17 protein-coding genes are annotated in these 12,331 nt (G+C 64.5%); 11 read left to right on the top strand and 6 right to left on the bottom strand.

Annotated elements, in window-relative coordinates; genetic code table 11:
• Positions 1 to 3 precede the first annotated feature (3 nt).
• The 3 genes from ubiV to ubiT all read right to left on the bottom strand — a co-directional run bounded on the left by ubiV (position 4) and on the right by ubiT (position 2,466).
• Complete coding sequence (gene ubiV, locus ACVWW6_RS12605) at positions 4 to 894, bottom strand: ubiquinone anaerobic biosynthesis protein UbiV (protein ID WP_456680798.1); 891 nt, start codon at positions 892 to 894, stop codon at positions 4 to 6.
• A gap of 61 nt (positions 895 to 955) precedes the next feature.
• On the bottom strand, positions 956 to 1,933 hold the full coding sequence (gene ubiU / locus ACVWW6_RS12600) for a ubiquinone anaerobic biosynthesis protein UbiU (RefSeq protein ID WP_028173878.1): 978 nt from the start codon (positions 1,931 to 1,933) through the stop codon (positions 956 to 958).
• A complete protein-coding gene (gene ubiT, locus ACVWW6_RS12595; protein WP_028173877.1) occupies positions 1,933 to 2,466 on the bottom strand; it encodes a ubiquinone anaerobic biosynthesis accessory factor UbiT in 534 nt (177 codons plus the stop codon). Before ubiT ends, ubiU begins: the two co-directional genes overlap by 1 nt.
• A gap of 47 nt (positions 2,467 to 2,513) precedes the next feature.
• On the opposite strand from ubiT, the gene ACVWW6_RS12590 reads away from it, so the two are divergent.
• The 3 genes from ACVWW6_RS12590 to ACVWW6_RS12580 all read left to right on the top strand — a co-directional run bounded on the left by ACVWW6_RS12590 (position 2,514) and on the right by ACVWW6_RS12580 (position 5,261).
• Positions 2,514 to 4,100, top strand: coding sequence for a UbiD family decarboxylase (locus tag ACVWW6_RS12590; RefSeq protein WP_456680797.1), 1,587 nt, complete (start codon positions 2,514 to 2,516; stop codon positions 4,098 to 4,100).
• Positions 4,097 to 4,681 (top strand): UbiX family flavin prenyltransferase, encoded by a 585-nt coding sequence (locus ACVWW6_RS12585; protein WP_028173875.1) that lies wholly within the window; start codon positions 4,097 to 4,099, stop codon positions 4,679 to 4,681. The genes ACVWW6_RS12590 and ACVWW6_RS12585 overlap by 4 nt, the downstream gene beginning before the upstream one ends.
• Positions 4,682 to 4,793: 112 nt before the next feature.
• Entirely contained in the window at positions 4,794 to 5,261 is a 468-nt protein-coding gene (locus tag ACVWW6_RS12580; protein WP_404524163.1) for an NUDIX hydrolase, read from the top strand.
• A 15-nt stretch (positions 5,262 to 5,276) separates the two neighbouring features.
• Here ACVWW6_RS12580 and ACVWW6_RS12575 read toward each other — a convergent pair whose 3' ends face one another.
• On the bottom strand, positions 5,277 to 5,747 hold the full coding sequence (locus ACVWW6_RS12575; protein ID WP_456680796.1) for an L-2-amino-thiazoline-4-carboxylic acid hydrolase: 471 nt from the start codon (positions 5,745 to 5,747) through the stop codon (positions 5,277 to 5,279).
• Positions 5,748 to 6,036: 289 nt separating this feature from the next.
• Between ACVWW6_RS12575 and ACVWW6_RS12570 the strand changes: the two genes are divergently transcribed.
• The 8 genes from ACVWW6_RS12570 to ACVWW6_RS12535 all read left to right on the top strand — a co-directional run bounded on the left by ACVWW6_RS12570 (position 6,037) and on the right by ACVWW6_RS12535 (position 11,693).
• The gene (locus tag ACVWW6_RS12570; protein ID WP_456680795.1) at positions 6,037 to 6,489 is read left to right on the top strand and encodes a DUF4440 domain-containing protein; all 453 of its coding nucleotides are present in this window, start codon (positions 6,037 to 6,039) and stop codon (positions 6,487 to 6,489) included.
• A 287-nt stretch (positions 6,490 to 6,776) separates the two neighbouring features.
• Positions 6,777 to 7,343, top strand: coding sequence for a hypothetical protein (locus tag ACVWW6_RS12565; RefSeq protein WP_271612756.1), 567 nt, complete (start codon positions 6,777 to 6,779; stop codon positions 7,341 to 7,343).
• Positions 7,330 to 8,148, top strand: coding sequence for a hypothetical protein (locus tag ACVWW6_RS12560; RefSeq protein ID WP_271612757.1), 819 nt, complete (start codon positions 7,330 to 7,332; stop codon positions 8,146 to 8,148). Before ACVWW6_RS12565 ends, ACVWW6_RS12560 begins: the two co-directional genes overlap by 14 nt.
• Before the next feature lie 327 nt (positions 8,149 to 8,475).
• The gene (locus ACVWW6_RS12555; protein ID WP_271612758.1) at positions 8,476 to 8,667 is read left to right on the top strand and encodes a helix-turn-helix domain-containing protein; all 192 of its coding nucleotides are present in this window, start codon (positions 8,476 to 8,478) and stop codon (positions 8,665 to 8,667) included.
• A complete protein-coding gene (locus ACVWW6_RS12550) occupies positions 8,667 to 9,797 on the top strand; it encodes a tyrosine-type recombinase/integrase (RefSeq protein ID WP_271612759.1) in 1,131 nt (376 codons plus the stop codon). The genes ACVWW6_RS12555 and ACVWW6_RS12550 overlap by 1 nt, the downstream gene beginning before the upstream one ends.
• 3 nt (positions 9,798 to 9,800) lie before the next feature.
• Entirely contained in the window at positions 9,801 to 10,796 is a 996-nt protein-coding gene (locus tag ACVWW6_RS12545; protein WP_404524170.1) for a hypothetical protein, read from the top strand.
• Positions 10,797 to 11,081: 285 nt separating this feature from the next.
• Complete coding sequence (locus ACVWW6_RS12540) at positions 11,082 to 11,207, top strand: 5'-nucleotidase (RefSeq protein WP_390892862.1); 126 nt, start codon at positions 11,082 to 11,084, stop codon at positions 11,205 to 11,207.
• A gap of 216 nt (positions 11,208 to 11,423) precedes the next feature.
• A complete protein-coding gene (locus tag ACVWW6_RS12535) occupies positions 11,424 to 11,693 on the top strand; it encodes a hypothetical protein (RefSeq protein ID WP_456680794.1) in 270 nt (89 codons plus the stop codon).
• On the opposite strand, the gene ACVWW6_RS12530 is transcribed toward ACVWW6_RS12535, so the two are convergent.
• Positions 11,690 to 11,860 carry a hypothetical protein gene (locus tag ACVWW6_RS12530; RefSeq protein ID WP_248894156.1) on the bottom strand — a complete coding sequence of 57 codons (171 nt, stop codon included), beginning with the start codon at positions 11,858 to 11,860 and terminating at the stop codon, positions 11,690 to 11,692. The two genes, ACVWW6_RS12535 and ACVWW6_RS12530, sit on opposite strands and share 4 nt — an antisense overlap.
• 84 nt (positions 11,861 to 11,944) lie before the next feature.
• Entirely contained in the window at positions 11,945 to 12,235 is a 291-nt protein-coding gene (locus ACVWW6_RS12525; protein ID WP_456680793.1) for a PepSY domain-containing protein, read from the bottom strand.
• Between the last annotated feature and the right edge of the window lie 96 nt (positions 12,236 to 12,331).

The following is a 12,331-nucleotide window of genomic DNA, read 5'->3' as shown; positions in this document are numbered from 1 at the left end:
CGGCTACGTTCGCGCGAGGGAAAAGCCGGGCTGGCCGCGAAGGAAACCGTTGGCAAAGGCGACGCCCGGGTAAAGCTCGGACAGGCGGCCATTTGCCTCCTCGGCTGACCTGCGCCCGTCGAGCACGTCGCGAAAGGTCTTTGCGACTTCGACCATGTCGCAATCCTGCGGCGACAGGCGCAGCGAGCCGATCCCGGCCTCGCGCAGCGCACCGATGTCACTGATGAGATTGGTGCAGGCATGCGACAGGGTCTGAACGCCGTTGACGGTCAGGAAATCCTGCTGGTCCAACGTCTTCAGCGCGAGCCCGTCCGGGTCCTTCTCGCAGACGAAGCGGCAATTGTCCTTGGAGAGCTTGTGCAGCCGCGCGTGGTAGCAGCGGGCCGCGATCGCCAGCGGCACCCTGCCGAAAGCGAACATCTCGATCACGGCCTCCGGGAGCGCCGCGGCGATCGCCGCCGCTGACGCGACCGGCAGTTCGGGCGGCAAGCAGATGCGCGCGGCGCCTTGCCGGACGTGAAAGGCCGCGCTGGTCTCGTTGTAGATGTTGACGAAGGGCCCGATGGCGTGCGGCCGGCCCTTGATCGACCTGAGGCAAGTGAGGTCGTTGACCTCGACCAGCGCGTCCCCGGCGGCGCAGAGCTCTTCGGTCTGACGCCGTTCGCGCCGCAGCGACACCAGGATCAGCGAGCCCAGGAGGACCTGCTTGCCGGCCTGCTGGAGGCGTTCGATCACCTCAGGCAGATGCCCGGCGAAGAACGGAGACCGTTTCGAGCACACGATCTCACCGACCGATACGACGTCGACCGGCGCCTCGTCGGCGATCCGGAAGTAGAAATCGCGCCAGCGCTCCGGCGCCCAATTGTACAGGACCGGACCGAGACTAAGCTGCATCGGGGCATCTCTCATTCATGCTGGACCGCCAGCCCTCGCTTCACCAGTCATCGCCGAACGATCATCGCCATGTCTTGCGATAGGCGCCGAGCGTGGAGGCCTGGCCTTCGGTGAACGGCTTCAGGCTCACGATATCGGCTTCGCTTCCATCCTCCAGCGTATCGAGCGCGCGGCGGAAGTGACGGACCACGCTCTCGATATAGGCGCGTCCGCGCTGGCGTCCCTCGATCTTCAGCGCGGCCACGCCGGCGCTCCGCAATCCGCCGAGCAGCGTCGTGGCGTCGAGGCTGACCGGATCCTCGAAAATGTAGCCGTCACCAAGCGCCGTCGAGAAGCGCCCCTTGCAAAGGGTCGGATAGCCCGCGGCTTCCTGCGGAGCGAAGCGGTTGATGGTGAAGCCGCCGAGCCGGGATGTCGTTCCTTTCGCGGTCTCCTCATAGGCCACGTGGCTTGCCGGCGAGCAGACGCCCTGCATGTTCGGCGATTTCCCGGTGGCATAGGACGACAGGGAGCAGCGCCCTTCGGCCATCACGCAGAGGCCGCCGAACACGAACACCTCGGTCTCGCATGTCGTCTCGCGGGTGATCTCGGCGATCTCCGAAACGCTGAGCACGCGCGGCAGCACGACGCGGCGCGCTCCGAACGTCTCGACATAGAAGGCGATGGCGTCGGGGTTCGCGGCCGCCGCCTGCACCGAGACATGCAGGCGCTGGTTCGGATGGCGCCTTGCGACATAATCCATCAAGCCGATGTCGGCGACGATCAGCGCGTCCGCACCGGCATCGACGGCATCGTCCACCGCCCGTTGCCAGAGCGCCACGGACGACGCCCGCGGAAAGGTGTTGATAGCGACGAGGATGCGCGCGCCGCGTCCATGGGCAAAGGCGATTCCCTTGCGCAGCTCATCGCGGCTGAAGTTCAGCCCCGGAAAATTGCGCGCATTGGTCTCGTCGTTGAAGCCGCAATAGACGGCGTCCGCGCCGGCCTCGATGGCGCTCCGCAGCGCGGCCGGCGTGCCGGCGGGACAGATCAGCTCCATCACCCCTGCTCCCGGGGCGCGCCGGTCAACCTGTCCCGCGCGAGCTCGAACGAACGCCTGGCCGGCTCGCCCAATGGACCGAACAGGGACGCCAGCTCTGCGGCCAGATCGAGCCGCGCATCGTCGATCGCGTTACGCAAGGCCAGCACCGCCTCCATGTCGCCCTCGATTCCGAGCTGGCGCGAGAACATCAGCGCATCGCCGTCGACCCTGCCCTCGACCAGGGCCAGCAGGTTCGCGAGCGAGGCGGAGACGCAGGCGTCCAAGCCGGATGGCAATTCGCGCACCACCGACAATCGCGCCGGCGCGGCCTCGACGATGAACGCGAACGGCAAGTCGGTCGGCTTGATTCCGAACCGTGCACGGCGATGTTCGCCGAGCCTGTCGAGCAGGCCGGGATTGCGCCTCAGGATCCGCTCCAGGAACCCACCGAGAACGAGTTGCAGCGGCAGCAGGGGCAAGGGACGCAGCGCGAGCGCGAGAAGCGGCGGGATTGTCGGCAACGGGCCGGACGCGAGGGACGAATGACTCATGGGACATATCTGAGCCGATTGCGCGCGAATGTATTTGAGCGGGAACAATGAGGAGCGAAATCGCTCCGGCTAGCTTCTGCTCCTTTCAGGAGATTGTCCGCTTGCAACGTGACGTTCCGCGCTTCCGCGAATTATCCGACTTCCTGCGCTTCATCGAAGGCAAGGGACAATTGCGACGCATTCGCGAACCGGTCTCCGTGGTCCATGAGATCACGGAGATTCACCGGCGCGTCATCGGCGAGCACGGACCGGCACTATTGTTCGAGCGGCCGATCAGGGCCGACGGCCTACCATCCGGCATGCCGCTCCTGACCAATCTGTTCGGCACGGTGGAGCGGACCGCGTGGGGCATGGGCATCACGCCTGACCGGCTCGAAGAGCTCGGCGCGATGATGGCCGAGTTGCGCGCACCGCGCCCCCCGCACGGCGTTCGGGATGCCTGGCGCAAGCTGCCGCTGGCCCGCGCCGCGCTTGCGACCCGGCCGCGCTCGCGCGCAGCCGCGCCGGTCCAGGATCGCGCCGCCATGGGCGAGGACATCGATCTGACGAAACTGCCGGCGCAGATCTGCTGGCCGGGCGAGCCTGCCCCATTGATCACCTGGCCACTGGTCATCACCGCGCCGCCGGCATCGCCGACCGCCGACCAGGAGGAGAATGTCGGCGTCTATCGCATTCAGATCCTCGGCCGCGACCGCGCCATCGTCCGCTGGCTCGCCCATCGCGGCGGCGCCCGGCATCATCAGCAATGGAAGGCCGTGGGGCGCGACATGCCGGTCGCAATCGTCATCGGCGCCGACCCCGCGACCATCCTTGCCGCTGTAATGCCGCTGCCCGAGACGATCTCCGAGCTGCGCTTCGCGGGCATCCTGCGCGGTGAGCGGCCCGAGCTGACGCCCTGCCTCACCGTACCGCTCGAGGTCCCTGCCACGGCCGAGATCGTCATCGAGAGCTTTGTCTCGGCGACCGAGACGGCGGCCGAAGGTCCCTATGGCGATCACACCGGTTACTACAATTCGGTCGAGCAGTTTCCGGTGCTGCGCGTCACCGCCATCACGTCGCGGCAACAGCCGATCTATCTGTCGACCTTCACGGGCCGCGCGCCGGACGAACCGTCCCGGATCGGCGAGGCCCTGAACCGGCTGTTCGTGCCGCTGATCCGGCAGCAATTCCCCGAGGTGACCGACTGCTGGCTGCCGCCCGAGACCTGCTCCTACCGGGTCGCGATCGCATCGATCAAAAAGCGCTATCCCGGCCAGGCACGGCGGCTGATGCTGGGCCTGTGGTCGATGCTGCCGCAGTTCAGCTACACCAAACTACTGATCGTGGTCGACGACGACATCGACATTCGCGACTGGCGCGAGGTGATGTGGGCGGTGGCGACGCGGAGCGACAGCTCGCGTGATCTCGTGGCGCTGTCCGACACGCCGATCGACTATCTCGACTTCGCCTCGCCGAAATCCGGCCTCGGCGGCAAGCTCGGGATCGACGCCACCACGAAGATGCCGCCGGAGACGGAGCGGGAATGGGGCGAGCCGCTGGCGATGGATTCCGCCGTGATCGCCAAGGTCGATGCGATGTGGCCGGCGCTCGGCCTCGGCGGGATCGGCGGGCTGCAGCTACGCGAGCCCGCATGAGCGAGCGGCATGGCGTGATCGTCGGCATCAGCGGTGCCTCGGGCGCGGCCATCGGCGTGCGCATCGTCGAGCGGCTGGCGGAGAATCCACACTGCGCGGTGCATCTGGTGATCTCACCGGCAGCGGAGCGTACGCTCGCCGAGGAGGTCGGCCCCGAGGCGCTGCCGCGGCTGCGCGCCCTCGCCTTCCGCGACCATGCGGCTTCGGACATTGGCGCCAGCATTGCCAGCGGCTCGTTTCCGGTCGGCGGCATGATCGTGGCGCCGTGCTCGATCCGGACGCTGTCGGCGGTTGCCTTCGGACAGCTCGACAATCTTCTCGTGCGCGCCGCTGACGTGCAGCTCAAGGAGCGACGACGCCTGGTGCTGCTGGTGCGCGAGAGCCCGCTGCATCTCGGCCATCTCCGCGCGATGGTCCAGGCCACCGAGATCGGCGCGATCATCGCGCCGCCGCTGCCGGCCTTCTATCTGAAGCCGCAGTCGCTGGCCGAGATCGTCGATCAGATCGCCTGCCGCGCGATCAATCTCCTGGACCTGCCGGACATTGCGGCGCCGGCGCAGAAATGGCACGGCGATAGATAAGCGCCAGCGCGCGGCGGCGTTCAGGTCCGTCGTCTCGGGCAGGCCGTTCTGGCGCCGATCGATGGGGGCGTTCATCGTTGCACGCAAGTGCGACAGGCATTATCGATGCCCCATGACCACCTGGCGCCCTCATCCTCACATCCGCGTCGTCGCGATCGGCCTGCACTGGCGGGACGGGCGGCTGCTGGCGGCCGAGGTGCGCGACGATGCGGGCCGGATCAAGGGCGTGCGCCCGCTTGGCGGCGAGATCGAGTTCGGCGAGAGCTGGCGGGCGGCGCTCGTGCGGGAGTTCCACGAAGAGCTCGGCATCGACATTGCCATCACGGGCGAGCCGCTGGTGATGGAGAACATTTTTGCGCATGAGGGAGAGACCGGGCACGAGGTGATGTTCATCGCCGAGGTCGCGTTTCCCGACGGCGCATTCAGCGGACAGGACCGCATCGATTTCCGCGAGGATAACGGCGAGCAGATCGTCGCGCGCTGGTTCGACCTCGCCGATCTCGACGTGGAGGGCGGACCCAGCCTCTATCCGACCGGATTGAAGGATCTGCTGCTGGAGGCAAAAGACGGAACTGCGTGAGAGGCGCCGCTCTCGTCACGTTCCGCCCGTATCGCGCCGATAGCGGAAGTCGCAATGCGGCGCGCCTTGCATGATCGTCTGCGTGCGCGTGAGCCTGACGTCGGGGCCGAACCCTTCCGCGGTCGCGAAGTCGGCGGTGCAGACCAGGAGAAAACCGAGCTCCGGCTCGCCCAGCGCCTTGTAGAACTCGGCATAGGCGCATCGCTTGACGTCGAACGCGAAGGCGTCGTGGCTCTGCTCGATCACGTCATAGGCGAGCGCATCGTCGCGGGCATAGGTCCTGAACGCCGACGAGACGGCCTTGCCGAGATCGCTCTCGTTCTTGGCTTTCCAGAATTCCTCGCCGAAGCCGCGATAGAGATCGCCGAGCGCCTTGCGCACCAGCGCGTTGGCGCGCGCCTCGCCGAGCTCGGCCTGGAGCGCCTTGACCAAGGGCACCAGCACCTGGGCCTGGATCTTTGCCTGTTCGATGACGGACACGCTCATGGGCAACCTTCATCCGGGTTACTTCACGCCACAGCACGATAACTCAACTTGCTGTTGGCGGCGAGAGCTTGCCTGTTTCGTCCTATGACGTCCCAAAGCCTACGTTTCCGTGATGTCAGGGTTATCGCCGATCGTGCAATTCTGAAAACGTCGACGCAGCCATCAATGGTATGATGAGTACCATTCAAATGCCGCCGGCAGATGACCAGAGGTGAACATGATCCGACCCGAGATGTCTCCAAGCAACGTCAGGCCACGACGTTCTTCACGACGCCGTCATGTTGCGGCGGTGGCCGCGGCACTGTTTCTCGCCACCACGTACTGGTCAGTCGGAGGCGCGCAGGCTGCCGCGAATGACGCCGAGGCACGAGCCATCTTCGAGAAATTCATCGCGGCACAGAATGCGCATGATGCCGATGCGGTGAAGGCGATGCTCTTGAATTCGCCCGGCACGCTGCTGTTTGCCAGAGGCATCGAGACACGCGGCCGCGACGAGGTCGCCACCCGGTTCAAGACGTATTACGAGGGCACCTGGCACCTCGAGCCCGACATGTCGAAATTCCACGTCGCCGTGATTTCGAACGAGGTCATGCAGATCCTCGTCCCGATCGTCTTCACGCGCGCACTTCCGGGCAAGCCGGCGCAGCAGAATACGTTTCTGATCAGCCAGACCTACGTGCAGGATGCGGCCGGCTGGCACGTCGCCTCGATCATGCCGGTGGCGAATACGGAACTGAAGTAGAGGGGGATTGGGCTTGCCTGGCCGAAGCTCGCGGCTGCAGCCCGCCTTCGCCCTTTGGGCTCCGGCGCGGCATCCTTCTCTCGCTATCGCGAGCGAAGGATGGTGGGCACGACAGGGATCGAACCTGTGACCCCTACCATGTCAAGGTTGCGCTCGGCGACGCATGTCCTTGATTTTGGTTCACATTCGTTCCAGCTCGTTACTTCCGGTGAAGGTTCGTTTCCGCGCCTTTTTGCCCTTTCCTGGAAGGTTCATGGAAGCAGCTGCGTTTCCCGGCGGGTGCCCGCATGAGCAGCGAGGCATCGACGGCGCCCCGTAAAGCCCTGTTCAACCGCCTGCCGCGGGAATTCCGCGACGAGCTCATCACAATTGGACGGCGCGCCAAAACCATGTTTGGCCGCATCCGTTTCCAGGATGTTTTCGACGAAAACCTTTCCCTGTTCGAACGATTGGCCGCCAACGGAGCAACCGCGGCCGATATCGGCGAGGTGCTCGCGGCCGCCGGGGTCGCGCGCAGGGACGGCTCGGTGCTGCCGGAGGGGACGGTTACGAGCGCCTTGAGCCGTGCGCGAGAACGCGCCGGCCGCCGCGCCACCAACCTGCGGCCGGCCGGTCCCTGCATGACCCTGCCGATCCCTGCACCAGCCTGCAATGCCCCGCACGAGCAAGAAAACGCGTCAGTAGGCGGCCTGCCCAGACGCCCTTCCCGTCAACAACCGCCAGCTCCCATGCCCGGCTCCAGCTCTGTCCGGGTTTCTCCGGGCGGACCGGCAGGTTTCGATCTGCCGGCACACACCCGCCGCACCGCGGCACTTCTCGATCAAATCAGGAGCGAAAACGATGAAGACGACTAAAACGACGAATTTCCCGGACCTCGTGGAGATCACGGCGGACGGCACGTCGATCGGCAAGACGGTTTTGGCCCACCGCGTCGCCCATCTCTACCGCGAAGTCGGACGGAAGGTCATCCGGGTCCAGATCGAGAGCAGCCGCCGCCGCGCCGCGAGTGAGGAGGAAATCGTCTTCATCAATCTGGAGGAGTTTGCCTCCGCCGGGACCCGCAACGGGGGCCTGGTCGGCGTGCTTTCTCCGATGTTTGAATCGGTCCTAGAGGCCCGCAAGAACGGCGCCGCGGTTGTAGTCGATTGGGCGGGCGGCACGTCGGGCCATCGTTTGGAGGTTCTGGCCGCCACCAACTTCGACGCCACGCTCGCCGCCATGCAGGTGAAGGCGCTGTCAATCGTTATGACTACGAACTCCTCCGAGCACATGACCCAGGCCGAGAAGCACCTCCATAGCCTTCAGAAGGTCGCTCCCCAACTGCCCCGCGCCTTGGCTCTTTCCGGCCGTGCGGGCCCCTTCGACTGGTCAGTCGGCAGCGAGCAGCGCGGCCACTTGGACCGCTTGCTGGCCGCGGCGGGAGAGATCCCGATCCTGCGCATCCCGCTGGTTGCCGGCAGGGCCCTGCAGGTTTGCGCCGATGCCGCCCTCGACCCGACGCGGGCGCTGCTCATGAACTTCGATGAGCTCGCTGCGCGGCTCGGTGTCCACATCTTCCAGTCCACGGCCTGCGCCACCGAGATCGCGCTCTGGTGGCAGCGGGTCGGCGGCGAGCTGCGCAAGACGCTGGAAGCGACCCGTGCCCCCGTCAGCGCGTAGGCTCCAAGAGCGCGTGAACTACTTGGTACGCCTGCGGCGGCTCCTCGCCGTCCAGGCGGCCGCCTTCACGCTTGGCTACTACCGCTGTCACCGCCGGATGCCCCCGAACTACGTGCTGCGCCTCCTACCTTCCGGCACCGTCCACCGGATCCGGCTCCGGGCAGAATTGGAGTTTTTGCTAGGAATCTCGTCTCTTAACAGGTTTTCCCGCCTCTTGTTGGGCCGCGTCATTGACCGTTGCCGTGGCTCGCATGACGTTCGGAGGCGGCGTTAGTCGACTAGTGGCTAATAAAGCCATATCTATGGTAAATGAAGGAGTACCCTATCATGATCGACATCAATAACTGCTCCCCGTATCAGCTGCTCTCCACCACGGAGGTGGCCGCGGTCCTCGGGCTCAGCAAGGGCGCCGTGCGAAAGTTGGCCCGGAACGGTCGCCTGCGCACGATCGACGGCTTCCGGATCTTGTATTTTTCGGCTCAGGCGGTGCGTGACTTCGCGGCCGGCGCTGGTGTCTGATGAGGTACACGAGCGTCCATTCGATCGGTGAGTTCGAGCTGTGCAAGGCAAGCAACAGCCCGAACTACTACGTCGCGACCTACGTGCGCGAAAAGCGCCAGATGGTGCACCGCTCGTTGCGCACGAGCGACCTAGAGAATGCGATCGCCCAAGTGAAAAGCCTTGTCGCCCGCGGTATCGCGGGCGACCCCGGCGACGCGCTGGTTCAAAAGCCGATTCAGACCGTCACTGAGGTCCTTGAGCTCTACAAGCCGCACGCTGCCGAGCTCAAGTCGGCGGAATTCACCAACATCGCAATTGAACGCATCAACCGCCTCATCGGCGGTTCGATCTTGTCGACCATGGTCAAAAGCGATTTCGACGACTTTCGTAAGGCTGCAGAAGGGGAAGGTCTTGCTCTTTCAACGGTGGCTCGGACCCTCACTGTTTTGCGGAGCGCATGCAAGATAGCGGTTGGAGAGCGCCGGCTGGCCGAAGAGAGCGTTCCGCATATCCCCTATATCATGAGCAAAAATGACGCCCGTTCGGCGCCCGCGAAGGGCCGCGTCATGACGGCGCCTGAGATCGCTGCGGCAATCGATCAGTTGGACTATCTGCACCTCCTCGTGGCCAACGTTTTCCTCCTCAATACAGCAAGCCGCATTGGCGCAATTCTTGAAGCGCAAGCTAATCAGATCGATGGCGTCTGTAATATTTTTCACCTGAATGCGAAGGGCCGTATCCAGACTGACAAGTACCGCCCTGACTTGCCAATCACCAATACGCTTATGCCGTGGGCGATCAGCTTGCCGCCCGGCCCGCTGGTCGCGTGGCGCGGAGCCGCGGTCGAAGAAATCGACACCGGCTTCGGTGCTGCATGCAAGCGTGCAGGCCTTCCCGGCGGCGAAAACACCTACTCGATCAGGCATTCCGTCGCCCGCTACATGCTGCAGAAGGGCGTCGACCGTGCCGAAATCGGGCAGTGGCTGGGCCACATCAAGCCCCCCGACTCGCCCGAAACGACCCTGATCTATTCGCCGTACGCGCCCGATTATCTGCGTGCAGCCAAGGCAGCGGTGGAGGATTTCGTGCGCGAGATAAACTCGCACTGCCACAAGCACGACCTGTTGATGCCGCCCTGGCGGAAGTAGTCGATGCCCACGCGCACGCCGGCCACCGACGCCAAGTACCGCGACCGAGCCCGGCAGTACGAAGCCTCGGCATCCCGCGCCGCGGGCCGCAAACTGTCTCCGATCGAGGTTGCTAGCCACCTAATGACGCGCACAGATCTTGCGTATGACAGCTTCCGCCAGAATCGTGCCTCTTTGGTCGCCGTATGGGAGGAGATAGCGAACTTGTCTCCCGAGAACGCGTCCGAATGTCGCGCTGCCATTAAGTTGATGTACACACCGCGCGAAAAGCTAAAACCGGAGCCTAAGAGGCAGTTGCGCACGTCGCAATGCAAGCAGAAAGGGATCGAAGACGAGTTGGACCGCATCTGCTATGCCGCGTTAGCTACGAAAAGCCCTAACCGGCAATCGCTTGTCGCTTATCTGCAGGCGGGAACGCTCGCCGGGGCCCGATTCACCGAGTGGCCCACGGCCAATTTCGGTCCGGCCCAGGTGACTGGTTTCAAGTTTCAGCTGACCTTCGCGAACGGAAAACAAGGCAATGGCCGCGCCCACGGCGAAAGGCGGACTTTGCTGTGGGAGGACCTCCCTGCGGATCAGGTGCGCTTCCTAACAATGTGGATAGAAACATCGGCCAAAGCAGCACAGGAAGGGAGATACGAAACGCTGCATGATACACTTGGAGATTTCATGCTCCGCGTCACAAAGAAGCTCTTTCGAAAGGACAAACAGCGTCGGCCGACCTTATCATCGGTGCGAGACGCAGCGGTCGCACGCTGGAAGCAAACCTATGTAAAGGAGGCTGAGACTGAGGAAGCAAAACAGCTCGGCCGAGCAGTCGTGGCGGCGCTGATGGGTCACGCATCGGATGAAAGCGCCACGAAGCACTACGCCCGCGCTCGCAAGGGGGGCGGCAAGTATCCTACTCCACGCGCGGATCCCGCCGAGGTGGCCAGCGTCTTGCGGCGCTATTCGACGCCGCATTTCGCAGGCGATGATCCAGCGCCCCCGTCCCTCTAGCGTAGCAACCCTTCAGTCCATTCGCCAGAGCGTCTCAGCTATGCTCGAACCGGATGGCTCGCACGGCGATCCGGAGCAACTTGCGGAAATCAGTATCGGACAAGCCGTTGAAGGAAAGGTCCGCAACCCCTTGAGGGGCTTTGAGAGGATGTCGAAAAGAGCTAAATCTACCGTTAGCCCACGTCTGCTTCGAGATTAGTTGCGGACACCACCGCGCGGTTACGCTGCGAGATTAGGGAACGCCAGCCGACGAAGCGCATTTCGTGGGCGTACGCCCCAAAGGCATTGGGCGCACACATTTTCTTTGACGATCAAGAAAAACACATCCTCGGCGCATCCCAGGTCGTTCCCTCCGGCCACGTTCCCGGCCCACACGAGCCGGACGACCCGATAATCCCGGCAGATCTCTAGAGCGAGGACAGTCGGCGACAGGAAGGCGCCGCTCCGGAGCGGGGGGTCGACAGACGAGCCGCCCAGCGCTTGCCAATTTGAGGAGACACTCTGAACTCTGGCGCTGCGGAACACGTGGACAATCCCTAGCCCTGCTGATTGGGAATCCCTGCTCCGTGCTAACCGCCCGGAACGAGCAAGGGGGCGGAAGGATTCGCCCTGGCAGGAGGGATCTCGATGCTGATGCTCAAGGAAAGGCGACCCACGATCCGGACGCTACGCGGCTGGGCGATCTCCCTGCTGCAGGAGGCCGGCGCCATCCGCGAATGCGAGGAGCACGGCTGGATGCGGGACCGCGCCGATCCGCACGCCCGCGAGCGTGCCTTCGACATCGCCCGCCGGGATCCGCCGGACGGCGTCTCCGCCGAGAAAGCCGTGGCCGTGGTGCAAGACTTCATCGACACGATCGGTGATACCTGTCCCGAGTGCCCGTCGGAGCCCGGTTAGGCGGCCTGCTCCTTGCGGCCGTTGGGCGTCGAGGCCGGGTGCATAAGGGCAAGCTGTTGCCAAGCGATGGCCAGGCCAATCAGGCGTTGTCGCTCCGGTCCGTCGGCGGCCATGGCGAGCTTCATGGCCGCTTCCGCTTCGCGCCGAGGATCGTAATCGCTCTTCATCGAACGCACTGTAGTCACGGATCGTAAATGATCACGCACCGGGGAGACCGTAAGAATCCGGCCCCCCGGTCCCGGCATCGACGCTCATCGAGAACCGAGAGCAGCCCGTAGCAACTCGCCGGTGACTTTATCGAACTGCGCCTTCACCGGGAGTCCGCTTTGACGGTCGACGATGCGGGTCTTGAAGGCACCGTCGTCCAGCTCGAAGCTGCCGAGATCGTAACCGAGGGCGTCGATCTGCCGTTTGAGCTGGTCCGCCGCCATCGCCCCAGTTCGCGAGGCCCGGTGGAAAGAGGTATCGGCGTCTTCCGCCAACGCGCTGCCGGTCGAAGTGGCGAACAGGGCGATGGCGGCGTCGATGACTGGCTTGCGCATTGTGATCTCTCGTTTTGGAGGCGCGGCGTCTGCCGCACGCGCAACCGTTACTCCAGCCCGGCCCTCAAGCCGCTGACGGCCGATGTCAGCAAACCG

Source organism: Bradyrhizobium sp. USDA 3311, assembly GCF_054062495.1.
The sequence above is the reverse complement of the archived record's forward strand: the minus strand, read 5'-3'. Positions and strand labels throughout refer to the sequence as shown.